Genomic DNA, 24,901 nt, shown 5'->3' with positions numbered 1-24,901 from the left:
GGTTAGCCTCGCCTCACTCGAAGGAGGTTCCGTGGTCGTCACCGAACGCCCGCCCGCTGCGGCGTCCCCGCCCAGCACGGCGGCACGGACGTTCCGCGCCGGCGGACTGCTGGTGGGGATCGCCCTGCTGGCGCTGGTGTTCCTGCTCAGCATCTGGGTGGGGTCGAAGAGCATCCCGTTCAGCTCCACCTGGTCGGTGCTGTGGCACAACGACGGCTCGACCGAGGCCGTGATCATCCACGACCTCCGCATCCCGCGGACCCTGCTTGGCGTCGTCGTCGGAGTCGCGCTCGGCCTGGCCGGCGCGGTGATGCAGGCGCTCACCCGGAACCCGCTCGCCGACCCCGGCCTGCTCGGGGTCAACACCGGCGCCTCGGCCGCGGTCGTCTCGGGGATCGCGTTCGTCGGGGTCACCAGCGTGCTCGGTTACATCTGGTTCGCCTTCGCCGGGGCGGCGATCGCCTCGGTCGTGGTGTACCTGCTCGGCTCCGCGGGACGCAGCGCCACGCCGGACCGGCTCGTGCTCGCCGGCTCGGCCGTCATGGCCGTGCTCCAGGCCTACATCGTCGGGATCCTGCTGCTGATGCCCGAGACGTTCAACCAGTTCCGGTTCTGGAACGTCGGTTCGCTCAGCGGCCGCAAATGGGACGTGTTCTGGCAGATCTCGCCGTTCGTGGCGGTCGGCGCGATCATCGCGCTGCTGCTGGCCCGCCCGCTCAACGTCCTCGCGCTCGGCGACCAGACCGGCAAGGCCCTCGGCGCCCACGTCGGCCGCACCCGGGTGCTGGGGGCGATCGTGGTGACCCTGCTCTGCGGCGCGGGTACGGCGGCGATCGGACCGGTCGTGTTCCTCGGGCTCGCCGTGCCGCACGCAGCACGCCTGCTGGTCGGCCCGGATCAGCGCTGGGTCCTGCCGTATTCGATGCTGCTCGCGCCGATCGCGCTGATCGGCGCCGACGTCGTCGGCCGCGTGCTGAACCCGCCGGAGGAACTGCAGGCGGGCATCGTCGTCGCGTTCCTCGGCGCGCCGGTGTTCATCGCGCTCTGCCGCCGCAGGAAGCTGGCCAGGCTGTGACCGCGATCAAGGAGCACCCACGGATGAGCACCCGCGTCCTGCGCACCCCGGGCGGCGGACTTTCCCTTCGCGTCACCCCGCGGGCCGCGATCGTCGTCGCGCTGCTGGCCATCGCCGTGTTCTTCCTCGGCGCCGTCAGCATGACCACCGGCGACTACCCGCTGTCCGTCGGCGAGGTCATCCAGACGCTGTTCGGCTTCGGCGACCGGAGCACCGAGTTCATCGTGACCACCCTGCGCCTGCCCCGGTTGCTGACCGCGCTGCTGGTCGGCGGCGCGCTCGCGGTCAGCGGCGCGATCCTGCAGAGCCTGTCCGGGAATCCCTTGGGCAGCCCCGACTTCATCGGCTTCACCGAGGGCGCGGCCGCCGGGGCGCTGCTGACGATCATCGTGGTGCACGGCGGCATGCTGCAGGTTTCGCTGGGTGCGCTGGTCGGCGGCGTCGCGACCGCGGGCCTGATCGCGTTGCTCGCGCTGAAGGGCGGCGTGCACACCTTCCGGCTGATCCTCGTCGGCATCGGCGTGAACGCGATGCTGCTCGCGTTCAACTCCTACCTGATCACGAGGGCCTCCTGGCAGGACGGCCTGGCGGCGCAGGCGTGGCTGGTCGGCGGGCTCAACGGGCGCGGCTGGGAGCACGTCGTCCCGGTCGCGATCGCCATCGCCGTCCTGCTGCCGCCCGCCCTCGTCTACGGCAGAAGGCTTTCCCTGCTGGAGATGGGGGACGACTCGGCCAAGGGGCTCGGCGTGCCGGTGCAGCGGAGCCGGGTCGTGCTCCTCGGGGTCAGCGTCGGGCTGTGTTCGATCGCGACCGCGGCCGCCGGCCCGATCGCGTTCCTGGCGCTCGCCGCGCCCCAGCTGGCGAAGCGGCTAACGCGGTCTTCGGGCCCGGGGCTCGCCGCGGCCGCGCTGATGGGCATGCTCCTGCTGGTGACCAGCGATCTGATCACCCAGCAGTTCCTGGCCGGCCTGCCCGTCGGTCTCGTGACCGGGGCGATCGGCGGGTTGTACCTGGCGTGGCTGCTGGTGTCCCGGCGCGGGGTCAGCCGAGCGGCGCGCTGACCGGCTCGATCGGCGCGGGCTCGCCGAAGCGGGCCAGCGCCAGCGCCGCCGAAACCGCGAGCACGAACCCGACCACCGCCACGGCCGCGAACCCTGGCCGCGTGGTGTCGCCCAGCACGAGCACCCCGATCAGGGATGGGAACACGGTCTCGCCGATCACCATCATCGCGGTCGAGGTCGTGACACTGCCGCGCTGCAACGCGGTGGCGTAGAACAACATCGCCAGCGCACCCGCCACGCAGAGCGTGTAGGTCGCCGGGTCGGTCAGCAGATCGAGCGGGGCCAGGCTGGTGAGCGCGCGCCCGGAGAGGGCGACCACGCCGAAGCACAGTCCGGCGATCAGGCCCAGCGCCGGCGTCCGGATCCGGCGCGACGCGCGTCCGGCGAACATCCCGGCCGTGCCGAGCGCCACGACCGCGCCGATCAGCACGAGCCGGAAACCCAGCCCGGTCGAGGCGGAGCCTTCGCTCTCCGCCGACATCCCGAGCAACGCGAGCCCGGCGCAGACGACCGCGACCGCCGTCCACTCGCGACGGCCGAGCCGGACCCCGAGCGTCCGCGCGGCCACCGCCGTCACGGCGAGGCTTCCCGCCAGCGCCGCCTGGACCACAAAGAGCGGCAGCACCCGGAGCGCGGCGACCTGCGCGACGAACCCGACGACGTCGAGCGCGAGACCCGCGACGAACTTCCACTGCCGCAGCACCCGCACGAGCAGGCGGGGATCGACGCGGTCTTCCGCGCCCGACGTCGCTTTCGCGGCGATCGCCTGCATCACCGAAGCGACGCCGTACGCACAGGCCGCGAAGAACGCGCAAGCCAAACCCCACCACATGAATCACGAGCCTAGCCCTGCGGTGTCCACACGTAACTCACGTGATCAGGCACGTAACTCGCGTGCTTGGGCGCGTAACTCACGAGTTACGCCTCCAATCACGCGAGTTACGCCTTCGATCACGCGAGTTCGCCGTATGTGTAGGGTGAGCGACATGTCGAACACGAGTTCGAGCGCGGCCGAGCCGGTGGACCGTGCCTGGCCGGCGGGGATGGCCGAGGACGAAGCCGGGATCCAATGGGACTTCCTGCGTTTCCTCCGCGCGACGGCGGTGAACAAGGTCGCCGGGCTGACCAGGGAACAGGCGGCCGCGACACCGCTGCCGTCGTCCCCGCGGATGAGCGCGCTGGGGCTGCTCAAACATCTGACCGCGGTGGAGCGCTGGTGGCTCTCGATCGAGGCCGGTGGCGCGGATCTGCCTCCGCTGTGGGAAGGCTCACCGGATCCGAGCTGGGACCTGACCGAGGACGACGACCCGCGTTCGGTCGTCGAGGCGTACCGCGCCGAGTGGGCCCTGGCGGAGTCGTCGCTGGCCGGGATCTCGCCGGACGATCGCGCGCGCAAGTCGGGGAAGTTCACCGTCCGCTGGGTGCTCGCGCACGTCGTCCAGGAGACCGCCCGGCACGTCGGGCATCTGGACATCCTGCGTGAGCTGGCCGACGGAACCACGGGGGAGTAGCGCCGTAAGGTGTCCGCATGGCTGACAGGCTGTACTTCCGGCAATTGCTCGCGGGCCGTGACTTCGCGGTGGGGGATCCCGTCGCGACGCAGATGGTCAACTTCGCCTATCTGATCGGCGATCGGGAGACGAACGAGGCCGTCATCGTCGACCCGGCCTACGCCGTCGGCGATCTGCTGGACCTGCTGGAGACCGACGGCATGCGGCTGACCGGTGTCCTCGCCACGCATCACCACCCCGACCACGTCGGCGGCGAGATGATGGGCTTCTCGCTGCCGGGGATCGCGGAACTGCTGGAACGTGTCCAGGTGCCGATCCATGTCAACGGCGCGGAGGCCGAGTGGGTCCGCCGGATCACCGGCGTCTCCGGGACCGATCTGCGGTCGCACGAACACGACGACGTCGTCGAGGTCGGCGCGGTGCCGATCCGGCTGCTGCACACGCCGGGGCACACTCCGGGCAGCCAGTGCTTCCTGGTCGACGGGAAGCTCGTCTCCGGCGACACGCTGTTCCTCGAAGGCTGCGGCCGGACCGATTTCCCCGGCGGCGACGCGGAAGCGATCTACCGGAGCCTGCAGTGGCTGGCCGGGCTGGACGGCGACCCGGTCGTCTATCCGGGGCACCAGTACTCGGCGGAGCCGTCGGCGAACCTGTCGCGGGTGAAGGACACGAACTTCGTGTTCCGGCCGAAGTCGCTGGACGAATGGCGGCTGATGTTCGGCGGCTGACGGCGTTTAGTCCTCTGAATGCGGTCCGGGCTGGCGTGACACGAAAGCCACTTTGAGGGCATCAGATGTCCCGAAAGTGGCTTTCGCGTCGCGTCTTCCACCGCGCCCGTCTCCGCATTCAGAGGACTAAACGCGTCCAGATCGCGGGACGCGAGGCTCGCTGATTGACCAGCCCGGTGCGGGGAGCCGAAGCTCGGAACCGTGACGCTGAAGCTGCATTGGTTCCTGCCCACCACCGGTGACGGCCGGACGATCGTGGAGCACTTCCACGCCAGCCGCGCCGCCGGGGCGTCCGCCGCCCGCGAGCCGAGCCTCGACTACCTCGCGCAGGTCGCCCGCGCCGCCGAGGCCAACGGCTTCGAAGGCGTGCTGACCCCGACAGGCACCTGGTGCGAGGACGCCTGGCTGACGACGGCCGCCCTGATCCGCGAGACGAGAACCCTCAAGTTCCTGGTCGCGTTCCGGCCCGGCACGGTCTCGCCGACGCTGGCCGCGCAGATGGCAGGCACGTTCCAGCGGATCTCGCAGGGGCGCGTGCTGCTCAACGTCGTCACCGGCGGCGACACGGTGGAGCAGCGCCGTTTCGGCGACTGGCACGACCACGACCAGCGTTACGCCCGCACCGGCGAGTTCCTCGAGATCGTGCGCGGGGTGTGGAGTGGCAAGCCGTTCGACTTCGACGGCGAGCACCTCAAAGTCGAGGGCGCGACCACGCGCGCGGCGCCCGACCCGGTTCCGCCGATCTATTTCGGCGGTTCGTCCGCGGCGGCGCTGCCGGTCGCGGCAAGGCACGCCGACGTCTACCTCACGTGGGGCGAGCCGCCCGCGCAGGTCGCCGAGAAGATCGCCAAGGTCCGCGAGCTCGCCGAGGAACAGGGACGGAAGCTCCGGTTCGGCATCCGGCTGCACACCCTCTCGCGTGACACGTCGGCGGAAGCCTGGGCGGAGGCGGGAAAACTGCTGGACGCGATCGACCCGGAGCGGATCGCCCACACCCAGAAACAGTTGTCCGCCAGCGAATCCGTGGGCCAGCAGCGGATGGCCGCGCTGCACGGCGGGAAGACCGACGGTGGCGTCCGCGGGCTGGAGGTGTACCCGAATCTCTGGGCCGGGATCGGCCTCGTGCGCGGTGGCGCGGGCACCGCCCTCGTCGGCAGTCACGGCGAAGTCGCCGACCTCATCGAGGAGTACCACGCGCACGGCATCGAGGAGTTCGTCCTCTCCGGCTATCCGCATCTGGAGGAGGCGTACTGGTTCGGCGAGGGCGTGCGCCCGGAACTGGTCCGGCGCGGGCTCGTCGCCTAAAAGCCTTACAGAGTCCGGGAAAGAGCCAAAGCGGCGGTTCGAACCGCGGGTGCGACCCGGTTGGTGTGCATGCGATTCGCCCAGCCGGAGATCGACAACGCCGCGACCGCCACCCCTTGCGCGTCGAGCAGCGGGCTCGCCGCGCAGACGACGCCGACGCCGGATTCCTCTCGTTCGAACGCGATCCCCTCGCCGTGGATCTTGGCCAGTTGACGGCGCAGCAGTCCCGCGGCGGTGATCGTCCGCACGCTCACACGGGGCAAACCGGCGTCGACCACTTGGGACACCACGGATTCCGGCGAGAAAGCGAGGATCGCCTTGCCGACGCCGGTGGCGTGCGCGGGGAACCGGCCGCCGATCCGGGACGGCAACGACGGCGCGTCGGGTCCCCGCAGGATGTCGAGGTAGACGACCTCGGTGCCTTCCAGGACCGCCAGGTGCACGGTGTTCCGGGTCGCTTCGCGGAGATCGGCGAGGTACGGCCGCGCCGCCTCGACGAGTCCGCGGCGCCGTACCGCCAGCTGGCCTATCTCGAACAGTTTGAGCCCGAGCCGCAGTGTCGCGTCCTGACGTTCGAGCAGGCCGGTCGCGACCAGGTGCCCGGTGAGCCGGTGGACGGTCGACTTCGCCAGACCGGTCCGCCGCGCCAGTTCCGAAACGCCGAGCGCGTCGTCGCCGGGACGGAACGCCGAGAGCAGCGCGGAGATCCGGGCGGCGACGAGGCCGTCCGCTCCGGTTCGTTCCGGGTCGTCGTTCCGCCCAGCGGCACGCATGGGTTGAGTGTGCCCTATCCGAGCGGGGAGCGTCACCTGGCATGGCGCAACGGAAAGCGGTGGCCGCGATCGTCGGTCCCGGGAACATCGGCACCGACCTGCTCGCGAAGCTGAGGCGCAGCGAGCACGTCGAGGTGCGGTACATGGTCGGCGTGGACCCGGAATCGGACGGGCTGGCCAAGGCCGCGGAACTGGGACTGGAAACCTCCGCCGGCGGCGTCGACTGGCTGCTGTCGCGCGACGAGCTGCCGGACCTGGTCTTCGAAGCGACCTCGGCGAAGGCGCATCTGGCGAACGCGCCGCGGTACGCGACCGCCGGGATCCGCGCGATCGACCTGACCCCGGCCGCGGTCGGCCCGTTCACCTGCCCCGCCGTGGGCCTGCCCGAACGGCTCGACGTGCCGAACGTCAACCTGATCACCTGCGGCGGCCAGGCCACCATCCCGATCGTGCACGCGGTGTCGCGGGTGACGCCGGTGCCCTACGCGGAGATCGTCGCGTCCGTCTCGTCGCGCTCGGCGGGCCCGGGCACCCGGGCGAACATCGACGAGTTCACCGCGACGACGGCGCGCGGGATCGAACTCGTCGGGGGAGCGAGCCGCGGCAAGGCGATCATCATCATCAATCCGGTCGAACCGCCGATGATCATGCGAGACACGGTGTTCTGCGCGATCGACCCGGACGCGGACTTCGACGCGGTGAGCGAATCCATCCACCGGATGGTCGAGACGGTCCAGGGTTACGTGCCGGGTTACACGCTCAAGGCGGACCCCCAATACGACCCACCGCGGCCAGGCTGGAGCGGGCAAGCACGGGTCGCGGTGTTCCTGGAGGTCGCCGGGAACGGTGACTTCCTGCCGAAATACGCCGGGAACCTCGACATCATGACGGCCGTGGCCGCCCGCGTCGGCGACCTGCTGGCCACTCAGGAGGTGGCGGCATGAGCTGGGACGACGTGAGCCGGCAGGTCCGGATCGTCGACACGAGCCTGCGCGACGGCAGCCACGCGATGGCGCATCAGTTCACCGAGAAGAACGTGCGCGACACCGTCCGGGCGCTGGACGACGCCGGGGTCTCACTGATCGAGGTCAGTCACGGCGACGGTCTCGGCGGCTCGACGTTCAACTACGGCTTTTCCCTTGTGGACGAACGGAAGCTGATCGAGGCGGCGGTCGACGAGGCGCGGCACGCGAAGATCGCGGTACTGCTGCTGCCGGGCCTCGGCACGGTCGGCGACCTGCGCGTGGCGGCCGGCCTCGGCGCGGGCGCGGTCCGGATCGCGACCCATTGCACCGAGGCCGACGTCTCCGTCCAGCATTTCGGCGCGGCGAGGGAACTCGGGCTGGAGACGGTCGGTTTCCTGATGCTGTCCCATATGTCCACGCCCGAGGCGCTGGCGAAGCAGGGCCGGATCATGGTCGACGCCGGCTGCCAATGCGTGTACGTCGTCGATTCCGCCGGTGCGCTGATCCTGGAGGACGCTAGTGAACGCGTCGCCGCGCTGGTGGCGGAATTCGGCGACGAGGCGCAGGTCGGTTACCACGGACACCAGAACCTGAGCTTCGGCGTCGCGAACTCGGTACTCGCCTACCGGGCGGGCGCGCGGCAGATCGACGGTTCGCTCGTGGCGCTCGGCGCGGGCGCGGGCAACTCGCCGACCGAGGTCCTCGCGGCGACGTTCGAGCGGCTCGGGATCCGCACGGGCGTCGACAAGGACGTGCTGATGGACGCAGCCGAGAACGTCGTGAAGCCCTACATCACGCGGCTGCCGGTGATGGACCGGTCGTCGATCGTGCAGGGGTTCGCCGGGGTGTACTCGAGTTTCCTCCTGCACGCCGAGCGCGCCGCCGAGCGATACGACGTCCCGGCGCACGAAATCCTGTATCGCGTCGGCGCCGCGAAATACGTGGGCGGGCAGGAGGACATGATCATCGACATCGCCCTGCAGCTGGTCGCCGAACGCGGTCAGGGCTGAGTGCCGGAAGGTGAACCCGTGACCGCGACCGACGTCGGCAGGGCGCCGATCGATGGCACAAGGTCACGCCGGGCGGGCTCACGCGTTGGGCCGCTTTCGTGGAGGCGAGTCACCTCCGACGGCAGGTTCGCGGTCGGCGCCGAGTACGAGGCGGACGCAATGCTCGATCAGGCGCTCGCGGCTCACCTTGAGCGAGCCGTCGAGGTAGGCGATGAACACGTTGCTCAGCGCGCCGACCAGCCCGATCGAGGTCATCTGCCGTTCGGCCGCGTCACCGTGGGACAGCTGCCCGCTGACCAGCTCGGCGAAGGAGGGGAGGAGCGCGATCCCGCGCGTGGTCAGCGCGGGATCGGTGATCGGCGCGAGCAGGAGCACGCGGCCTTTTCGCGGATCGTCGAGCATCAATTCGACGAAGGCGCGGACCGCGGCCTTCGCCCGTTCGGCGGGCTCGGCCGTGTCGCTGACCGCGTCGACCAGAGCCTGCCGCGCCTGCTCGCCGATGTGCTCGTAGACCGCGACGACGAGTTCCTCGCGGTCGGCGAAGCTCTCGTAGAAATACCGCTCCGTGAGCTTGGCGTGACGGCACACCGCGCGGACGCTCACCCCCGCGCTGCCCTGGGTTCCGAGCAGGTCGAGGCCCGCGTCGACGAGCTGCCCCCGCCGTGCGGCCTTGCGGTCGTCCAGGGTCGTGCCTGCCCAGCTGCGGCCGGCCATGATCGGCTCCTCTTGTTGACTACGACCGTTGTCAACTTTAACCTGACAACAGTTGTGGTCAATTTAACCAGCTCATTGAGGAGACCGGGGATGACACAGCCGCGGCCGCTGGGACCGGATTCGCTGACCTGGAAGTACTTCGGCGACTGGCGCGGATTGCTCATCGCGCTGTGGGCCGGATCCATGCAGAACATGCACCCCGAGCTGGGCGCGGGCGTCGAAGAGCACTCGCGATTCTTCGAGGAGCGCTGGCAGCGGCTGTTCCGCTCGCTGTACCCGATCGGGGGAGTGATCTACGACGGCCCGCGCGCCCGGCAGACCGCGTTGGAGGTGCGCGGCTACCACGATCGGATCAAGGGCATCGACAAGCACGGGCGGCGCTATCACGCGCTCAACCCGGACACGTTCTACTGGGCGCATTCGACGTTCTTCGTCAGCGCGATCCTCATCGCCGACAACTTCTGCGGCGGCATCGGCGAGGCCGAGAAGCGGAAGCTGTTCGACGAGCACGTCCAGTGGTACGAGATGTACGGCATGAGCATGCGCCCGGTGCCGGAATCGTGGGAGGACTTCCAGCTCTACTGGAAGCGGATGTGCGAAGACGTCCTGGAGGACAACAAGGCGACCCGCGACGTCCTCGAAATCCACGACATCGCCAAACCGCATTTCCTGCCCTGGCTGCCGGATTTCGCGTGGAATCTGGTCCGCGGGCAGGTGGCGCGGAACTTCGTCTGGCTGACGGTCGGCCTGTACGACCCGCCGATCCGCGAGCGGCTCGGCTACACCTGGACCGAACGCGACGAGCGACGCCATCGCCGGGTGGGGAAGCTGATCAACGCGGCGTTCAAGCTGGTGCCGCGAGACCGCCGCTACCACCCGCGGGCCAGGGCGGGCTGGCGCCGTGAGCGTGGCGAACTGGCCCAGGACGCGCCGTTGGTCGAGACTCCCGCGAGGAACCTTCCGCCGCTTTCGGAGCGGGGCAAACCCGAGCACTACTCACCGAACGTCTGACTAGGAGCCTCGATGAAGCTGGGTTACCACCTCGGTTACTGGTCGTCCGGCCCGCCGGAGGGCGCGCTGGACGCGGTTCTGCGGGCCGAAGAACTCGGCTTCGACTCCGTGTGGACCGCCGAGGGCTACGGCTCGGACGCGTTCACCCCGCTCGCCTGGTGGGGCGCGTCGACCAGCCGGATCAAGCTCGGCACCAACATCGTCCAGATGTCGGCGCGCACCCCGACCGCGACGGCCATGCACGCACTGACGCTGGATCACCTGTCCGGTGGGCGGTTCGTGCTCGGGCTCGGCGCGTCCGGGCCGCAGGTGGTCGAAGGCTGGTACGGGCAGCCGTATCCGAAGCCGCTCGCCCGCACGCGCGAGTACGTCGACATCGTGCGGAAGGTCGTCGCTCGCGAGGCGCCGGTGACCCACGACGGGCAGCATTTCCAGCTGCCGCTGCAGGGTGGAACGGGGCTCGGCAAACCGCTCAAGTCCACAGTGCACCCGTTCCGCGAGGAGATCCCGATCTTCCTCGCCGCGGAAGGGCCGAAGAACGTGGCGCTGTCGGCGGAGATCTGCGACGGTTGGCTCCCGTTGTTCTTCTCGCCCAAGAGCGACGCCTTCTACCGGACGGCGCTGCAGGAGGGTTTCTCGCGTCCCGGCGCGCGGCACGGTTTCGACGATTTCGAGGTAGCCGCGTCCGTGCCGGTGCTCGTCCACGACGACGTCGAGGAGGCGGCGAGCTGGATCAAACCGTCGCTCGCGCTGTACATCGGCGGCATGGGCGCGAAATCGGTCAACTTCCACCACGACGTCTTCGCCCGGATGGGGTACGAGGACGTCGCCGACAAGGTGCAGGAGCTGTACCTGGCCGGCCGCAAGGAGGAGGCGACCGCCGCGATCCCGACGTCACTGGTCGAGGACACGTCGCTGATCGGCCCGGCGGAGAAGATCCGTGACGAACTCGCGGCGTGGGAGGAGACCGTGGTGACCACGCTGCTTTTGCGGGGAGATGCCGCGACGCTCACGAAGGTCGCGGAAACACTCGCGTAGCCGCGTCGGTCTCGTGAGTGGTAAGGACGGTTAGAACCGTCCTTACCACTCACGAGGAATCCGGTCGGAAGTGATGTCCGCGAAAGCCACTTTCGCGACGTCTGGTGTCCCGAAAGTGGCTTTCGCGTCACTTGGTGGTGGCCGGCGGAGCGGCGGTCGTGGCCGGGTCCCTATCGCCGCCGGGCGAGTTCTGCCGAAGGGCGCTTTCCCCGCATCACATGCGGTGAAAGCGCCCTTCGCCGCATCAGACGCGGCGAAAGGCCCCGTCGGCCCCCACGCCTTTCGTGGGTTGCGGCAGTGAGGCCCATCACGTAGCGTCCCCGCCACGAACATGAAGTCGGTTCATGTTCGTGGCCGGGAGGTGCGACTCATGACGGTGAGCCGGAGGCGGGTTCTCGCGGGTGCGGCGGCGCTGCCCGTCGCGGCGGGCGTGCTCGGCGCCCAGCAGGCGCAAGCGGCGCCATCACGGGGCTTTCGCGTCGGCGCCGGGATCTCCGACGTCACCGGCCCGGCCGCCGAGAACGGCATGATGGGCTACTCGATGCCGCAGCAGCGGACCGCCGGCATCCACCTCCGCACCCGGGCGCGCGCCTTCGTGGTCGACGACGGCACCAAGCGGATCGCCTTCGTCACCGCGGATCTCGGCGCGCTGTTCCAGTCCGTCCACCAGGGCGTGCTGCGCAAGCTCCAGGCCGCGTACGGCGACCTGTACACCGAGCAGAACGTGCTCCTCAACGCCACGCACACCCACTCCGCGTGCGGCGGGGATTCCCATTACGCCGCCTACGATCTGGCGATCCTGGGCTTCCAGCAGCAGGTGTACGACGCGCACGTCGACGGGATCTTCGAGGCGATCGCCCGGGCGCACGCGAACCTCGCGCCGGGGTCGATCCGGCTCGGCCGCGCCGAACTGACCAAGGCCAGCGTCAACCGCTCACGCAAGGCCTTCGACCTCAACCCGCAGGCGGACAAGGACCACTTCCCGCAGGCGATCGACCCGGCCGTCACGGTCCTGCGGTTCAGCCAGAACGGCGTCGACGTCGGCGCGATCAGCTGGTTCGCCACGCACGGGACGTCGATGAGCAACGGCAACCACCTGATCAGCGGCGACAACAAGGGCTACGCCGCCTACGAATGGGAACACGACCACGCCGGCGTGCGGTACCTCGACGGGAATCCGCGGTTCGTCGCCGCGTTCCCACAGACCAACACCGGCGACATGAGCCCGAACCTGAACCTCGAACCCGGCACCCCCGAGACCGAGTTCGAGAACACCCGCACCATCGGCGATCTCCAGTTCCGTGCGGCGAAGAGCGCTTTCGACGCGGCCGCCGAGGCCGTGACGGGCGGCGTCGACCACCGGATGTGCTACGTGGACATGTCCGACGTGGCCGTCGACGCCAAGTACACCCCGAACGGGCGACCGCAGCGCACCTGCACGGCCGCGATCGGGGTGTCGATGCTGGCGGGCAGTCGCGAGGACGGCCCCGGCCTGCCGCTCCCCGAAGGCGTGAAGAACCCGTTCATCGACTGGCTCGGCGGCATCGACGCGCCGATCCCGCAGGCGCTCGCCGACGCGCACGCGCCGAAGGTGATCGCGGTGCCGTTCGGCGCGATGAAGCCGTATCCGTGGACGCCGGAGGTCCTGCCGCTGCAGCTCGTCCGGATCGGGCAGCTGCACCTCGTGGCCGTGCCCGCCGAGCTGACCATCGTCGCCGGACTGCGCCTGCGCCGGACCGTCGCCGCGGAACTCGGTGTCCCGCTGGAGAACGTGCTCATCCAGGGGTACGCCAACGCGTACAGCCAGTACGTCACCACGCCCGAGGAGTACGACTCGCAGCAGTACGAAGGCGCGTCGACGCTGTACGGCCGGTACACGCTTCCGGCCTACCAGCAGGAATTCGCCAAACTCGCGGCCGCGATGAAGGCGGGGACGGCGGTGCCGCACGGGCCGACGCCGCGGGATCTGCGCGGCAAGCTGATCAACTTCCAGCCCGGGGTCGTCTTCGACAGTCCGCCCGCGTTCAAGAACTTCGGTGACGTCCTGGTCGACGCGAAGAGCACCTACGCGCGCGGCGAACAGGTCGCGGTCGAGTTCGTCACCGGGCATCCGAAGAACGACCTGCGGCGCGGCGGCACGTTCCTGGAGATCCAGCGGCTGGTCGACGGCAGGTGGGTCCGCCACGCCGACGACGGCGACTGGGATACGAAGTACCACTGGGCGCGGACGTTCGTCGCCGAATCGAAAGCCGTCGTCCACTGGAAGATCCCCGCGAACGCCCCGATCGGCAAATATCGCGTGATCCACTTCGGCGACTGGAAGAACGGCTGGAACGGGGCGATCTCCGCGTTCAGCGGTACTTCGCGGACGTTCGTCGTCTCCTGACCCGGAAGGATCTTTCGTGCGGAAGCTCGCCGTACTCGCCATCGCCGCCGCGATGTTCGCCGGAACCGCCGTGCCCGCCCAGGCGGCGGTCTCGGTGAAGGTCATGGCCTTCAACATCTGGCAGCTGCCCTGGATCGCCAGCCCGAACACGTCGGACAAACAGGCAAGGGCCCGCGCGGCGGAGGACGTCATCCGCGCGAACGACGCCGACGTCGTCGTCCTGGACGAGGCGTTCAGCGCCCAGGCGGAGGAACTTCGGAACCGGCTGAAGGACGTCTGGCCGCACCAGACCCCGCTCGTCGGGCAGCACTGCGGTACCTCGCCCGGCTGGACCACGGTGAACGGGAACTGCTCGAATTCCCCCGTCGTGGTCAACGGCGGCGTCACCGTGCTCAGCAAGGCGCCGGTGACCGAGCAGCACCAGCTGGTCTTCCGCAATTCCTACTCCGGCACTGCGGACTACCTGTCCAACAAGGGGGCCGCGCTCGCCCGCCTGGTCGTCAACGGGAAGCCGTTGTGGGTGGCGGGTACCCACATGCAGGCGGACGAGGGGCCGGAGACGCTGCCGAAGGCGCACGAGATCCGGATGGCGCAGCTCGGCGAGATCCGGGACCTGGTCACGAAATACGCTCCCGCGAGCGAACCGGTGGTCATCGCGGGCGACCTGAACATCGAGTACTGGGCCGGGCAAACGCGCAAGGACTCCCTCGGCCGGACCCAGGTCCAGCAGGGCGAAGCCTTCCTCGGCGGCGTCCTGCGCACGACGGGCGAAGGCGCGTACACCTTCGACGCGGTCACGAACCCGAACGCGGCGAAGTCCGTTCCGGCGACCTACCGTGACTCGCTGGACTACGTCGGCGCCGTGCGCGCGGGCGGCCGCCCACTCGCCGCTGTCGGCCCGGTACAGCTCGTGCATTACGACGGTGGCACGATTCCCTCCGACCACTACCCGGTGGTGGCCAAGATCCAATACTGAGGCCTTCATCGGGAGAACCGCCTCGAGGAGGATCATGGCATCGCTGCCAGCACGGACGAGGTACCGCTACTCGCTCGGCTCGTTCGTCACCGGCGCCTTCGGCACGGTTCCCGGCCTGCTCCTCCTGAAGTACCTCACCGACACGATGGGCGTCGCCGCGGGCGTGGCCGGCCTGATCGTCTTCGTTCCCAAAGCGTGGGACGTACTCTTCAACCCGATCGCGGGAAGGTTGTCGGACGCGGACATGGTCCGCACCGGCAGCCGCCGCCGGTTCCTGCTCTACGGTGGAATCGGCGTTTCGGTCCTTTTCGCGGCCCTGTTCGCGCATCCCGGGTTCGGCGGCCCGGTACCCGACGCGATCTACGTCGTCGTCGTGTTCCTGTTGTGCGCCACCGCGTACGCCTTCTTCCAGGTGCCGTTCAACGCGCTGCCCGCCGAGCTGACAGACTCGGCCGAAGAGCGGACGAAGCTGACCAGCGTCCGGATCGGTTTCCTCGCGGTCGCCATCCTGGTCTCCGGCGGTGGCGCGCCCGCGATCACCGACCTCATCGGCGGTGTCGCCGGCTACCGGGTCATGGGCCTGTTCATCGCGCTGGTCATCCTGCTCGCGACGCTCGGCGTGTACTTCGGGCTGAAGGACGCTCCCGTCGGCGCGCTGCGGCCGAACACGGTCAGCCCGCGCGAACTGCTCCGGACACTCGCGCAGTGGCGGCCGTTCCGCTGGCTGCTCGGCGTCTACTTCATCCAGGCGCTCGGCATCGGCACGGTGCTGGCCGCGATCCCGTTCTTCGCCGAGCGGATCCTCGGCAGCTCCGGCTACTCGACGGTCCTGTTCGTCGGTTTCGTCGGCCCGGCGCTGCTGACCATGCCGCTGTGGCCACGACTCGGAGCGAGCGTCGGGAAGCTGGCCGGGTTCCGGATCGCGACCGCCGCGTTCGGCGTCGGCCTGCTGGGGCTTCTCGGCGCCGAGGTGTTCCCGTTCGCCGTCACGATGGTGTTCGTGGCCTTCTGCGGTGTCGGCTACGCGGGTATCTCGGTCTTCCCGCTGGCGATCCTGCCGGATCTGATCAGCGACGAGGAGGAGCGGACCGGCGAGACGAGGGCCGGGGTCGCGGCCGGCGTCTGGACGGCGTCGGAGACGCTGGGGCTCGCGCTCGGACCGGGGCTGTGGGGACTGGTGCTGCAGTTCGGCGGTTACCAGTCCAGCCTCGACGCCAAGGTCGCGCAGCCGGACAGCGCGCTCACGGCGATCCTGCTCGGCGCGTCGATCCTCCCGGCCGTGCTGATCGTGCTGGGCATCCCGCTGCTGCGGAAATCGGTGCTGGAGCGCCGGTCGTGACCGCCGAGGACGTCCTGCAGGAACTCCGGGAGCTTCGCGCGGGGGATTTGCCGACGCACGGAGGCCGGACCCTCGCGTACGTCTACGACAGCGGTCTGTCCGAAGTGGACGAACTCGGCGCGGCGGCGCACGCGCTGGCGTCGTCGGCCAACGGCCTCGACCCGACGGCGTTCCCCAGTCTGCTGCGGATGGAGAACGACCTCGTCGGTACCGCCGCGCGTCTGCTGGGCGGTACGGCCGAGACGGTCGGCTCGGTGACCTCGGGTGGCACGGAGTCGTGCATGCTCGCCGTCCTGGCGGCCCGCGACGCGCGTCCCGACGTGGCCACGCCGAATATCGTGCTGCCCACGACCGCGCACGCGGCGTTCCACAAGGCGGCGCATTTCTTCGGCGTCCGCGTGGTTTCGGTGCCCGTCGATCCGGTGACCTTCCGCGCAGTCCCCGAGGCGATGGCCGCGGCGGTCGACGGCAGCACGGTGCTCGTCGTCGCGAGCGCGCCGTCGTACGCCCACGGCGTCCTCGACCCGATACCCGAGATCGCCGCGCTGCTGGACGGCGTCCGGTTCCACGTCGACGCCTGCATCGGCGGCTGGGTGCTGCCGTACCTGGGGCTCGGCCCCTTCGGCTTGGACGTCCCCGGCGTCACCAGTGTCTCGGTCGACCTGCACAAGTACGCCTACTGCCCGAAAGGCGTGTCTGTTCTCTTGCACGCCAACGCCGAACTTCGCCGTCCGCAGTACTTCGCCAGCGCGGACTGGCCCGGCTACACGATGCTGAACACCACGCTGCAGAGCACGCGGTCCGGTGGCCCGCTCGCCGCGGCGTGGGCCGTTGTGCGTCATGTCGGCGACGAGGGGTACGCGAGGCTGGCTTCGGCGGCGCGCGACGCTGCCGTGGAGATCCGCGCCGGAACCGAGGCGCTGGACGGCTTGCGCGTCCTCGGTGATCCGGTCTCGACCCTGCTCGCGTTCACCGTGGCGGACGGCGCCGGATTCGACCTGTTCACCGTCGCGGACGAGATGCGCGAGCGTGGCTGGTACGTCCAGCCGCAGTTCGCCCACGAATCGTCGCCCGCGAACCTGCACCTGACGGTGACGGCGGCGAACCGGGGGAGCGAGAAAGAGTTCCTGGCCGACCTCGCCGCGTCGGTCGTCGCCGCTCGTGAAGCGGGGCCGGTCGTCGTCGACCCGCAGGTCGCCGAGTTCGTCGCGGCGCTGGACCCGGCGACGTTGACGCCGGAGCAGTTCGCCGGGCTGCTGGCGGCGGCGGGCCTCGGCGGCGACACGGGATTGCCCACCCGGATGGCGGACATCAACGCGTTGCTGGCCACGGCGCCCGGTCCGTTGCGGGAGCGGCTGCTGCTGGAGTTCCTCGGCGCGCTGTACACGGCTTCCTGATCCACCCTTGACGCAATCAGTCGGTTGCTATACAAAGTTATAGCAACCGATTGATTGCTACTTGAGGAGGCTGTCGTGGGATTCCCCGACCGGATCGAACGCACCGTCGAAATCGCCCACCCGCCCGCGAAGGTCTGGGCCGCGCTCACCACGGCCGAGGGGCTCGGCACCTGGTTCGGGAACCAGGCGAGCATCGACCTGCGGCCCGGTGGTGCGGCTGAGATGAAATGGGACGAGGGACACAAGGCGAACATGCGCGTCGAGCGCGTCGAAGAGCCGGAGGTCTTCGGCTTCACCTGGAACATCTACGGCCTCCCCGACGAAGACCCCCGCCGCACTTACGTCGAGTTCACCCTGGTCCCGAACGATGGCGGCACGCGGCTCACCGTCGTCGAGTCCGGTTTCTCCCAGCTGCCGGACGACGCGCACCAGGTCGCCTTCGAGGGGAACACGAAGGGGTGGGCGGCCGAGCTGGGCGAACTGATCGAATACCTCGATGCCGCCTGACAACGAAACGATCGCCGAACAGGTCTTCGTCGCCTTGGCCGACCCGAGCAGGCGGAGCATTCTCGCCGTCCTCGCCTCGGGCGGCCCGGCCACGGCGACCGACCTGGCCGACCGGCTGCCGATCACGCGGCAGGCCATCGCCAAGCACCTCGCCCTGCTCACCGACGCGGGCCTGGTGATCCCGGAGCAGGGGGAGCGGCGCCGCGTCCGCTACCGGCTGCACTCGGCCCCGATGCAGGTCGCCCAGCAATTCCTCGCCGCGCTCGCCCGTGACTGGGACGGGCCGCTGGCGGCTCTGAAAGACCATCTGGAGGGTTCATCATGAGCTTCACGACGAGTTTCACCGTGGATCAGACACCGCGGCAGGTCTTCGACGCCTTCACCGACGTCCGCCGGTGGTGGTCGGAAGAGATCGAGTTCACCGGGGACGAATTCGAGTACCACTACGAAGAGGTGCACCGCTGCCGGATCCGGATCACCGAGTCTGTGCCCGGCCGCAAGGTCTCCTGGCTGGTGCTGGAAAACCACTTCGACTTCACCCGCGACGATACCGAATGGGTCGACACCACGATCACGTTCGAAATCACCGAGAAGGACGGCAAGACCGAAGCGCGCTTCACCCATCACGGGCTGGTCCCGGAGTACGAATGCTTCGACGTCTGCCACAAGGCGTGGAGCTTCTACGTCGGCACCAGCCTGCGCGATTTGATCACCACCGGGGAGGGGCGGCCGAACCGGCAAAGCGTCCTGCCCGCGGAGCTGGCGCGATGAACACGGTGACCGCGGCCGAATGGGAAGAAGCACGCCTTCGGTTGCTGGTGAAGGAAAAGGAGCTGACCCGAGCCCGAGACGCGCTCGCCGCCGAGCGGCGCCGGATGCCGTGGCTCCCCGTCGAGAAGGCGTACGAGTTCGAGGGGCCGTCCGGCCCGGTGAACCTGCTCGACCTGTTCGAGGGACGCCGTCAGCTGATCGTCTACCGGGCCTTCTTCGATCCCGGCGTGGAAGGGTTCCCCGACCACGCCTGCAAAGGATGCTCGCTGGTGGCCGACCAGGTCGCGCACGTCGCGCATCTGAACGCCCGCGACACCACCCTGGCCTTCGTATCCCGGGGCGGACAGGCGGATCTCGCGCGGATGAAGGCGCGGATGGGCTGGACGATGCCGTGGTACACGATCGCCGGCGACTTCGACGTCGACTTCGGCGTGGACGAGTGGCACGGCACCAACGCCTTCATCCGCGAGGGTGACCAGGTGTTCCGGACCTACTTCGTCAACAATCGCGGCGACGAGGCGATGGGGAGCACGTGGAGCTACCTCGACATCACCGCGCTGGGACGGCAGGAGGAGTGGGAGGACTCGCCGGAGGGCTATCCGCAGACGCCGCCGTACGAGTGGTGGGACTGGCACGACGCCTACGCGGGCGCCGCTTCGTCCGGAGGCGGGTGTTGCTCGGTGGGTTAGGGTCCGCCGGTGGAGAGTCTGTTCTTGACCCGGGTGCTGGACGCGCTGCGCTCGGGAGGCGACGAGGTGCTGTTCGTCCAGGACGGTGTGGAGACCGGCTACGCGCAGGCGTTCGACCTGGTGCGCCGGATGTACGCGGGACTGCCCGAGGGCGGGGTGGTCGCCATCGACGCCGGCAACCGGCCCGAAACCGTTCTCCTGCAGATCGCCGCACAGCTGCGCGGCGCGACGGTGCTGCTCGTCGCCGCGTCGGCGAGTTCGCCGGATCGCGTCGCCGCGGTCGAGGCGGCCGGGGTCACGACCCTGGTGACCGAGCGGCCGTCGGACTGGCCCGCACGCGTGATCACGCTCGACGAACTGACGGACCGCGACGGGACCGACCCGGCCGGACTGCCGGAGTCGGTCACCGTGGTCTTCCCCACCGGAGGCACGACCGGAACGCCGAAACTCATCCGGCACAGCGGGATCTACGACGGGATGGCGTATATCTTCGCGCCGGATCCGGCGGGTCCGGGCCGCACGCTGCTGATCGCGCCGATGACGCATATGACCGGCAACGCCACCGTGCTGGGAGCGATCCTGCGACGGGAGAGTGTCGTGCTGCTGCGGGGCTTCGACGCGGGCACCGTGCTGGACGCGATCGCGGAACACCGGATCACCGCGTTGTCCCTCACGCCCGCGCGCCTGGCCGAAGTGCTCGACCACCCGGCCATGGTGTCGACCGACGTCGGCAGTGTGCGGCAGCTTTCGCTGGGTGCCGCCCCGCTACCGCCGAGGCGGCTGGCTCAGGCGCTCGAGGTGTTCGGGCCCGTGGTCGGGCAGGGCTACGGGCTCACCGAGGCGCCGATGATCGCGAGCATCTCCGCGGCGGAACTCGACGGCAGGCCGGAGCGGCTCGAGTCCGTTGGCCGGATCGTGCCGGGGATGGAGGCCAGGATCGACGACGGGGAGGTCCTGGTGCGCGGACTGTCCATGATGGTCGGGTACCACGGGTCGGCGCCGATCGGGGACGGCTGGCTGCGGACCGGTGATCTCGGGCGGTTCGACGACGAGGGGTACCTCTACCTGCTGGACCGGGCGAACGACGTCATCATCACCGGCGAGCACGGCACCAAGGTGTACTCGACCGTGGTCGAGAACGCGCTCGCGCGGCATCCGCTGATCCGTGCCGCGGCCGTGTTCGGTGTGCCGGGCGACGGCGGCGAGGGCGAGCGGGTCCACGCCGTGGTGGTCGCCTCGGGAGCGCTGTCGGCCGAAGAAGTCCGGGCACATGCCAGGGAGTTCTTCGGCCGGGAGCATTTCGTACCGTCCGATGTGGACTTCGCCGAGGCGCTGCCGCTGACGGCGATCGGCAAGGTGGACAAGCGGGCGCTCCGGGAGCCGTTCTGGGCCGGGCACCGCCGCCGCATCGCCTGACCGATCCGCGCCTTGACCTCCAGCCGAGTGGAGGTCGCACGATGGGCTCATGAAACTGGGTGTCATCCTCCCGGCAGGCGACCTCCGCGTCTCCGCCCGGCAGGCCGAGGACGCGGGCCTCGACAGTGTGTTCCTCGGCGATCACCTGATGACCGGTCGTCCGTCGCTGGACAGCACGGTCGGGCTGGGGGTCGCCGCCGCGGTCACGACCCGGATCCGGATCGGGCTGAGCGTGTTCGTCCCGGCGATGCGGCCCTTGGCGTGGGCGGCCAAGCAGATCGCCACGCTGCAGGAGGTGTCGGGCGAACGGCTGATCCTCGGCATCGGCTCGGGCGGGGGAGAAGCCCAGTTCGCCGCGGCAGGGGTGCCGTATGGCGAACGTGGCCCGCGCACCGACCAGGCGCTCCGTTTGCTGCCGGATCTGCTGGCGGGCAATGAGGTGCGGATCGGCGACGCCGTCGTCGAATTGGCGCCGGCGGTGGCGGTCCCGCCGATCTGGGTCGGCAATCGGGGCAGGCTCGTGCTCCAGCGCGTCGCGGAGCACGGCACCGGGTGGTTCCCGTCGCTCCTGCCGCCGGACGCCGTCGCCGACGGACGGCGACGGCTGACGGATCTCGGCGTCGCGAACCCGGTGATCGCGGTCGGCGCCACCGGCGCACTGGGCGAAGGCGCGGATCTGCCGACAGCGGCGGATCTGGCGACAGGGATCAACGAGGCCTACGGGATGTCGCTCGACCAGGCGCTCTCCTTGCCCCTGACCGGTTCCGCCGAGACCGTCGCCGAGCGGCTGGCGGCGTACCGGGAGGCAGGAGCGGCCCACATCGTCGTCGGGCTGGCAGGCCCGCGCTGGGCCGAACAGGTGCGTGCACTCGGTCGGGTGAGAGCGCTGCTGGGCCCGTAAACCGGTGCTACGGTCCGCCTGATCAGGCATTTCCGCTGAGGAAGGACCCGGTCATGACCGCCGCGCACACCGAACACGCCGGCCACACGCACGCTCACGGCGAAGGATGCGGCCACGTCGCCGTACCCCACGGAGACCACGTCGACTACGTGCACGACGGGCACCTGCACCGTGCTCACGACGGGCATTTCGACGAGTGTGAGACCGGCGACCACATCCCGCACCAGGGGCACGACCACGCGCACGGCGAGGGCTGCGGTCATGTCGCGGTGCCGCACGGTGACCACGTCGACTACCTGCACGACGGCCACCGCCACGCCGCGCACGGGGACCACTACGACGACCACTGACCCTCGTCCTCGTGAGTGGTGAGGACGGTTAGAACCGTCCTCACCACTCACGAGACTCGACCCCTCCGGTACCGGTGTTCCCTGTCCGAGCACATGAAGGGCGCCGGGCCTGGCCACGGCCCTGGTGCGCATGTCGCGAAAGCCACTTTCGAGACGTCTGGTGTCCCGAAAGTGGCTTTCGCGACACCGACGGGTTAGAACCGGCCTTACCACTCACGGGGCGTACTGCTCAGTGGACGTGCACCGCTTCCCACTCCGGGAACGGATCCGCCCCGGCCGGACCGGCGGCCAGGCACGACCGCAGCGAGTCCAGCAGAGCGTCCTTCTCCAGCCCCACGCCGATGAACACCAGTTCCTGCCGCGGCGCCTCCTCGACACCCTGCGGTTCGAACCGGGCGACCGAACCCGCCTGAGACCACAGCCCGGTCACCCCGGGCCGCGACGCCAGCGAGAAGAACCCCTTCGACCGCAGGACCGTCCCGAACTCCCCGGTGTCGAGCCGCCCGACGAAGTCCCATAGCCGCTCCGGGTCGAAAGCGAGTGAGGCTCGGAAGACCACGCTGGAGATCCCGTACTCCTCGGTCTCCGGAACATGGTCGCCGTTGAGCTCCGCCACCCAGCCAGGTGCCTCCTGCGCCCGCTCGATGTCGTAGCGCCCGGTGCCGAGTACCCGGTCGAGCGGGACCCGGCCGTGCGTCGAGACGACGACGTCGGCGGCCGGGTTGAGCCGCCGCAGCACCGCCGTCAGCCGGTCGAGGGAGACGGCCGGGACCAGGTCCGCCTTGTTCAGCAGGAGGACGTCCGCGAATTCGATCTGGTCCATCAGCAGGTCGCTGACCGTCCGCTCGTCCCCGTCGTACTGGTCGAGCCCGCGTTCGGTCAGCGCGTCCCCGGCCGCCAGTTCCCGCTCGAAGTTCACCGCGTCGACCACGGTCACCATGGTGTCGAGCCGTGCGGCGTCGAGGAACGAGAACGTCGCCGCCACGGGCATCGGCTCGGAAATCCCGCTCGATTCGATGAGCAGGTAGTCGAACCGGCCGTCCTCGCACAGCCGCGAGACCTCTTCCAACAGGTCGTCGCGCAAGGTGCAGCAGATACAGCCGTTGGTCATCTCGACGAGTCGTTCCTCGGTACGGGACAGGCTGTTCCCGTCCCGCACCAGCGCGGCGTCGATGTTGACCTCGCTCATGTCGTTCACGATCACCGCCACCCGCAGCCCGTCGCGGTTGGCGAGGACGTGGTTGAGCACGGTCGTCTTACCCGCCCCGAGGAATCCGGACAGCACCGTGACCGGCGTCGTCATTCCCCACCCTGGTGAAAATGCTTCATCAGCTTGCGCGGCACGAGTTTCGTCTCGCCGTTCACCTTGATCGGCACCAGATCCGGTACGGCCGCCTTCCACTGCGAACGCCGGGACCGGGTGTTGCTGCGCGACATCTTCCGCTTCGGGACGGCCATTACTTCGACCCTCCGCGGCGTCCGTAGCGGCGGTGGAACTTCTCGACCTGGCCCGCGCTGTCCATGATCCGCTGGTTGCCGGTCCAGAACGGGTGCGACCACGAGCTGATCTCGACGTTCACCAGCGGATAGGTGTTGCCGTCGCTCCATTCGATGGTCTGCTCCGAGGTGGCGGTGGAGCGTGTCAGGAAGGCGTCCCCGGTGGAGAGGTCCTTGAACACCACCGGGTGGTAGTCGGGGTGGATTCCCGGTTTCACTGCGTTTCGTCCTTTCGGTTCGACGCGTTCACGTCGTGCTTCTCGGGGTCGGTTTCCGTGTCCTCGCACGGTTCTTCGTGCCACTCGCCGAACGGATCCGGGTAACGGAGCCATTCCTGCTCGCCGGCGGCGAGTTCCTCCTCGGTCAGCAGCGCCCCGTTCAATGCGGCTTCGATCTCGTCCGGGGTGGCCTGATCCGTGACGACGACCAGTTCCTGCGCGCGGTCGCCGAACAGCGGGTCCCAGCGCAGGGAGGCGAGGGTGCGGCGTTCGGGGGAGACGTCGGCCCAGTCCGGGCCGTCCGGGGCGGCGAGCCACGGCCCGGCGTGCCCGACGCCGAGACCGCCGCCCGCGGACTCGATCCACAGCGCCATGTCGGGCTGGCTCGCCACCCAGAGCCGCCCCCGGGTGCGGACGACGCCGTCGAGCAGGACGTCGATCGCGTCGTGGAGGCGTTCCGGGTGGAACGGGCGCTGCGAGGTGAAGGTGAGCAGCCCGATGCCGCAGTCGGTGTGCAACGGCGGCTGGCCCCGCAGCAGCGGCCCGTGCATGTCGGTGACCTCGCCGCGCCGGGCGTCGGACGGGACGGCGTCGAGCACGGTCTCCCCGTCCACAGTGGACAGCTCGACGCGCGGGATCGACGGTGCGACGCGGTCGAGCACGGCCGAAGCCTTCGCCGCGGACCACGCGTCGGTCGCCGCGCCGGCGAGGACGAGCAGGTCGGCGAATTCGACCTGGGACAGCGCGACCTGGGCGACGGTGCGCTCGTCCTCGGGGCTGGCGCGCAGGTTCCGCTCGGCCAGGGTGTCGTCACCGGTGCTGTCGGCCAGCCAGCCCGCGCAGTCGACGACCGTCAGCACGGCCCGCAGGTCGACGTCCTCGATCACCGGCCGCTCGCCGACGAGGACGTTGTGCAGCGCCCAGCTCACCGGCTCGGGCTCCATCGCCTCGTCGAGCCGCACCACGATGCGCCGCACCTGCGGCATCTGAGAGAGCTTGCGCAGCAGCGGCAGCAGGTCCTCGCGCAACGTGCACGAGACGCAGCCGTGCGCCAGTTCGAGGACGGTCAGCTGGTCGCGGTCGCCGAGCCGGATCCGCCGCCTGACCACTCCGGAGTGGATCTGCCTCAGGTCGTGATGCACGACGGCGGTACCCGGCTCGGCGAGGCGCAGCCGCTCGGCGAGGTCGGCGTTCGGTCCCGGTGCGAGGCCACTGATCAGGACGAGGGGCACGCGGGGGTTGTCGGTCACTGAAGCTCCGGGG

The 24,901-nt window shown here is 69.6% G+C and carries 27 protein-coding genes; 20 read left to right on the top strand and 7 right to left on the bottom strand.

The window, feature by feature from the left end:
• Positions 1-31 precede the first annotated feature (31 nt).
• Positions 32-1,075: a FecCD family ABC transporter permease gene (locus tag NQK81_RS04165; RefSeq protein ID WP_257487103.1), complete on the top strand. Its 1,044-nt coding sequence runs from the start codon at positions 32-34 to the stop codon at positions 1,073-1,075.
• 23 nt (positions 1,076-1,098) lie between these two features.
• Entirely contained in the window at positions 1,099-2,136 is a 1,038-nt protein-coding gene (locus NQK81_RS04160; RefSeq protein WP_257487102.1) for a FecCD family ABC transporter permease, read from the top strand.
• Here NQK81_RS04160 and NQK81_RS04155 read toward each other — a convergent pair.
• Positions 2,117-2,968, bottom strand: a complete 852-nt coding sequence (locus tag NQK81_RS04155) for a DMT family transporter (RefSeq protein WP_257487101.1) — start codon at positions 2,966-2,968, stop codon at positions 2,117-2,119. The two genes, NQK81_RS04160 and NQK81_RS04155, sit on opposite strands and share 20 nt — an antisense overlap.
• Before the next feature lie 154 nt (positions 2,969-3,122).
• On the opposite strand from NQK81_RS04155, the gene NQK81_RS04150 reads away from it, so the two are divergent.
• The 3 genes from NQK81_RS04150 (at position 3,123) to NQK81_RS04140 (ending at position 5,680) form a co-directional block, all read left to right on the top strand.
• Positions 3,123-3,647, top strand: a complete 525-nt coding sequence (locus NQK81_RS04150) for a DinB family protein (protein WP_257487100.1) — start codon at positions 3,123-3,125, stop codon at positions 3,645-3,647.
• A gap of 17 nt (positions 3,648-3,664) precedes the next feature.
• Positions 3,665-4,375, top strand: coding sequence for an MBL fold metallo-hydrolase (locus NQK81_RS04145; protein ID WP_257487099.1), 711 nt, complete (start codon positions 3,665-3,667; stop codon positions 4,373-4,375).
• A 201-nt stretch (positions 4,376-4,576) separates the two neighbouring features.
• Positions 4,577-5,680: an LLM class flavin-dependent oxidoreductase gene (locus NQK81_RS04140; RefSeq protein WP_257487098.1), complete on the top strand. Its 1,104-nt coding sequence runs from the start codon at positions 4,577-4,579 to the stop codon at positions 5,678-5,680.
• 5 nt (positions 5,681-5,685) lie between these two features.
• Here NQK81_RS04140 and NQK81_RS04135 read toward each other — a convergent pair whose 3' ends face one another.
• Positions 5,686-6,453, bottom strand: coding sequence for an IclR family transcriptional regulator (locus NQK81_RS04135; protein ID WP_257487097.1), 768 nt, complete (start codon positions 6,451-6,453; stop codon positions 5,686-5,688).
• 41 nt (positions 6,454-6,494) lie between these two features.
• Between NQK81_RS04135 and NQK81_RS04130 the strand changes: the two genes are divergently transcribed.
• Positions 6,495-7,397 (top strand): acetaldehyde dehydrogenase (acetylating), encoded by a 903-nt coding sequence (locus NQK81_RS04130; RefSeq protein ID WP_257487096.1) that lies wholly within the window; start codon positions 6,495-6,497, stop codon positions 7,395-7,397.
• A complete protein-coding gene (dmpG, locus tag NQK81_RS04125) occupies positions 7,394-8,428 on the top strand; it encodes a 4-hydroxy-2-oxovalerate aldolase (protein ID WP_126732099.1) in 1,035 nt (344 codons plus the stop codon). Before NQK81_RS04130 ends, dmpG begins: the two co-directional genes overlap by 4 nt.
• 78 nt (positions 8,429-8,506) lie before the next feature.
• On the opposite strand, the gene NQK81_RS04120 is transcribed toward dmpG, so the two are convergent.
• Positions 8,507-9,142: a TetR/AcrR family transcriptional regulator gene (locus NQK81_RS04120; protein ID WP_257487095.1), complete on the bottom strand. Its 636-nt coding sequence runs from the start codon at positions 9,140-9,142 to the stop codon at positions 8,507-8,509.
• Between the two features lie 90 nt (positions 9,143-9,232).
• Between NQK81_RS04120 and NQK81_RS04115 the strand changes: the two genes are divergently transcribed.
• The 13 genes from NQK81_RS04115 (at position 9,233) to NQK81_RS04055 (ending at position 21,923) form a co-directional block, all read left to right on the top strand.
• Positions 9,233-10,153, top strand: coding sequence for an oxygenase MpaB family protein (locus NQK81_RS04115; protein WP_257487094.1), 921 nt, complete (start codon positions 9,233-9,235; stop codon positions 10,151-10,153).
• A 12-nt stretch (positions 10,154-10,165) separates the two neighbouring features.
• Positions 10,166-11,191, top strand: coding sequence for an LLM class F420-dependent oxidoreductase (locus NQK81_RS04110; protein ID WP_257487093.1), 1,026 nt, complete (start codon positions 10,166-10,168; stop codon positions 11,189-11,191).
• Positions 11,192-11,561: 370 nt separating this feature from the next.
• Entirely contained in the window at positions 11,562-13,577 is a 2,016-nt protein-coding gene (locus NQK81_RS04105) for a neutral/alkaline ceramidase (RefSeq protein ID WP_257487092.1), read from the top strand.
• Between the two features lie 16 nt (positions 13,578-13,593).
• Positions 13,594-14,553 (top strand): sphingomyelin phosphodiesterase, encoded by a 960-nt coding sequence (locus NQK81_RS04100; protein ID WP_257487091.1) that lies wholly within the window; start codon positions 13,594-13,596, stop codon positions 14,551-14,553.
• Between the two features lie 34 nt (positions 14,554-14,587).
• The gene (locus NQK81_RS04095) at positions 14,588-15,892 is read left to right on the top strand and encodes an MFS transporter (protein ID WP_126732093.1); all 1,305 of its coding nucleotides are present in this window, start codon (positions 14,588-14,590) and stop codon (positions 15,890-15,892) included.
• On the top strand, positions 15,889-17,289 hold the full coding sequence (locus NQK81_RS04090; RefSeq protein WP_257487090.1) for a pyridoxal phosphate-dependent decarboxylase family protein: 1,401 nt from the start codon (positions 15,889-15,891) through the stop codon (positions 17,287-17,289). The genes NQK81_RS04095 and NQK81_RS04090 overlap by 4 nt, the downstream gene beginning before the upstream one ends.
• 75 nt (positions 17,290-17,364) lie before the next feature.
• Complete coding sequence (locus NQK81_RS04085; protein ID WP_257487089.1) at positions 17,365-17,796, top strand: SRPBCC domain-containing protein; 432 nt, start codon at positions 17,365-17,367, stop codon at positions 17,794-17,796.
• A complete protein-coding gene (locus NQK81_RS04080; protein WP_034306386.1) occupies positions 17,786-18,121 on the top strand; it encodes an ArsR/SmtB family transcription factor in 336 nt (111 codons plus the stop codon). Before NQK81_RS04085 ends, NQK81_RS04080 begins: the two co-directional genes overlap by 11 nt.
• A complete protein-coding gene (locus NQK81_RS04075; RefSeq protein ID WP_257487088.1) occupies positions 18,118-18,567 on the top strand; it encodes an SRPBCC family protein in 450 nt (149 codons plus the stop codon). The genes NQK81_RS04080 and NQK81_RS04075 overlap by 4 nt, the downstream gene beginning before the upstream one ends.
• The gene (locus tag NQK81_RS04070; RefSeq protein ID WP_257487087.1) at positions 18,564-19,256 is read left to right on the top strand and encodes a DUF899 domain-containing protein; all 693 of its coding nucleotides are present in this window, start codon (positions 18,564-18,566) and stop codon (positions 19,254-19,256) included. The genes NQK81_RS04075 and NQK81_RS04070 overlap by 4 nt, the downstream gene beginning before the upstream one ends.
• 9 nt (positions 19,257-19,265) lie before the next feature.
• Positions 19,266-20,672, top strand: a complete 1,407-nt coding sequence (locus tag NQK81_RS04065) for a class I adenylate-forming enzyme family protein (protein WP_257487086.1) — start codon at positions 19,266-19,268, stop codon at positions 20,670-20,672.
• A 49-nt stretch (positions 20,673-20,721) separates the two neighbouring features.
• On the top strand, positions 20,722-21,573 hold the full coding sequence (locus NQK81_RS04060) for an LLM class flavin-dependent oxidoreductase (RefSeq protein ID WP_257487085.1): 852 nt from the start codon (positions 20,722-20,724) through the stop codon (positions 21,571-21,573).
• A 53-nt stretch (positions 21,574-21,626) separates the two neighbouring features.
• Positions 21,627-21,923 carry a hypothetical protein gene (locus NQK81_RS04055; protein ID WP_125794207.1) on the top strand — a complete coding sequence of 99 codons (297 nt, stop codon included), beginning with the start codon at positions 21,627-21,629 and terminating at the stop codon, positions 21,921-21,923.
• Positions 21,924-22,152: 229 nt separating this feature from the next.
• Here the strand turns inward: NQK81_RS04055 and NQK81_RS04050 are convergent, their stop codons facing one another.
• The 4 genes from NQK81_RS04050 to mrf are packed head-to-tail and all read right to left on the bottom strand — an operon-like array spanning position 22,153 to position 24,888.
• Complete coding sequence (locus tag NQK81_RS04050; RefSeq protein ID WP_257487084.1) at positions 22,153-23,226, bottom strand: GTP-binding protein; 1,074 nt, start codon at positions 23,224-23,226, stop codon at positions 22,153-22,155.
• A complete protein-coding gene (gene rpmF / locus NQK81_RS04045) occupies positions 23,223-23,381 on the bottom strand; it encodes a 50S ribosomal protein L32 (RefSeq protein ID WP_005149940.1) in 159 nt (52 codons plus the stop codon). The genes NQK81_RS04050 and rpmF overlap by 4 nt, the downstream gene beginning before the upstream one ends.
• Positions 23,381-23,638 (bottom strand): type B 50S ribosomal protein L31, encoded by a 258-nt coding sequence (locus NQK81_RS04040; RefSeq protein ID WP_034306403.1) that lies wholly within the window; start codon positions 23,636-23,638, stop codon positions 23,381-23,383. Before NQK81_RS04040 ends, rpmF begins: the two co-directional genes overlap by 1 nt.
• A complete protein-coding gene (mrf, locus tag NQK81_RS04035; RefSeq protein ID WP_257487083.1) occupies positions 23,635-24,888 on the bottom strand; it encodes a ribosome hibernation factor-recruiting GTPase MRF in 1,254 nt (417 codons plus the stop codon). Before mrf ends, NQK81_RS04040 begins: the two co-directional genes overlap by 4 nt.
• Positions 24,889-24,901: the final 13 nt, after the last annotated feature.

Origin of the sequence: Amycolatopsis roodepoortensis (assembly GCF_024628825.1) — a bacterium.
Lineage (GTDB): Bacteria > Actinomycetota > Actinomycetes > Mycobacteriales > Pseudonocardiaceae > Amycolatopsis > Amycolatopsis roodepoortensis.
The sequence above is the reverse complement of the archived record's forward strand: the minus strand, read 5'-3'. Positions and strand labels throughout refer to the sequence as shown.

Bases quoted from the DNA above. Each gene is read 5' to 3' on its own strand.
- NQK81_RS04075 (WP_257487088.1), top strand. From the start codon at position 18,118: ATGAGCTTCACGACGAGTTTCACCGTGGATCAGACACCGCGGCAGGTC.
- NQK81_RS04080 (WP_034306386.1), top strand. From the start codon at position 17,786: ATGCCGCCTGACAACGAAACGATCGCCGAACAGGTCTTCGTCGCCTTG.
- NQK81_RS04050 (WP_257487084.1), bottom strand. From the start codon at position 23,226: ATGACGACGCCGGTCACGGTGCTGTCCGGATTCCTCGGGGCGGGTAAG.
- NQK81_RS04160 (WP_257487102.1), top strand. From the start codon at position 1,099: ATGAGCACCCGCGTCCTGCGCACCCCGGGCGGCGGACTTTCCCTTCGC.
- NQK81_RS04155 (WP_257487101.1), bottom strand. From the start codon at position 2,968: ATGTGGTGGGGTTTGGCTTGCGCGTTCTTCGCGGCCTGTGCGTACGGC.
- NQK81_RS04060 (WP_257487085.1), top strand. From the start codon at position 20,722: ATGAAACTGGGTGTCATCCTCCCGGCAGGCGACCTCCGCGTCTCCGCC.
- rpmF (WP_005149940.1), bottom strand. From the start codon at position 23,381: ATGGCCGTCCCGAAGCGGAAGATGTCGCGCAGCAACACCCGGTCCCGG.
- NQK81_RS04145 (WP_257487099.1), top strand. From the start codon at position 3,665: ATGGCTGACAGGCTGTACTTCCGGCAATTGCTCGCGGGCCGTGACTTC.
- NQK81_RS04115 (WP_257487094.1), top strand. From the start codon at position 9,233: ATGACACAGCCGCGGCCGCTGGGACCGGATTCGCTGACCTGGAAGTAC.
- NQK81_RS04055 (WP_125794207.1), top strand. From the start codon at position 21,627: ATGACCGCCGCGCACACCGAACACGCCGGCCACACGCACGCTCACGGC.
- NQK81_RS04110 (WP_257487093.1), top strand. From the start codon at position 10,166: ATGAAGCTGGGTTACCACCTCGGTTACTGGTCGTCCGGCCCGCCGGAG.
- NQK81_RS04105 (WP_257487092.1), top strand. From the start codon at position 11,562: ATGACGGTGAGCCGGAGGCGGGTTCTCGCGGGTGCGGCGGCGCTGCCC.
- NQK81_RS04095 (WP_126732093.1), top strand. From the start codon at position 14,588: ATGGCATCGCTGCCAGCACGGACGAGGTACCGCTACTCGCTCGGCTCG.
- NQK81_RS04150 (WP_257487100.1), top strand. From the start codon at position 3,123: ATGTCGAACACGAGTTCGAGCGCGGCCGAGCCGGTGGACCGTGCCTGG.
- dmpG (WP_126732099.1), top strand. From the start codon at position 7,394: ATGAGCTGGGACGACGTGAGCCGGCAGGTCCGGATCGTCGACACGAGC.
- NQK81_RS04135 (WP_257487097.1), bottom strand. From the start codon at position 6,453: ATGCGTGCCGCTGGGCGGAACGACGACCCGGAACGAACCGGAGCGGAC.
- NQK81_RS04120 (WP_257487095.1), bottom strand. From the start codon at position 9,142: ATGGCCGGCCGCAGCTGGGCAGGCACGACCCTGGACGACCGCAAGGCC.
- NQK81_RS04130 (WP_257487096.1), top strand. From the start codon at position 6,495: ATGGCGCAACGGAAAGCGGTGGCCGCGATCGTCGGTCCCGGGAACATC.
- NQK81_RS04070 (WP_257487087.1), top strand. From the start codon at position 18,564: ATGAACACGGTGACCGCGGCCGAATGGGAAGAAGCACGCCTTCGGTTG.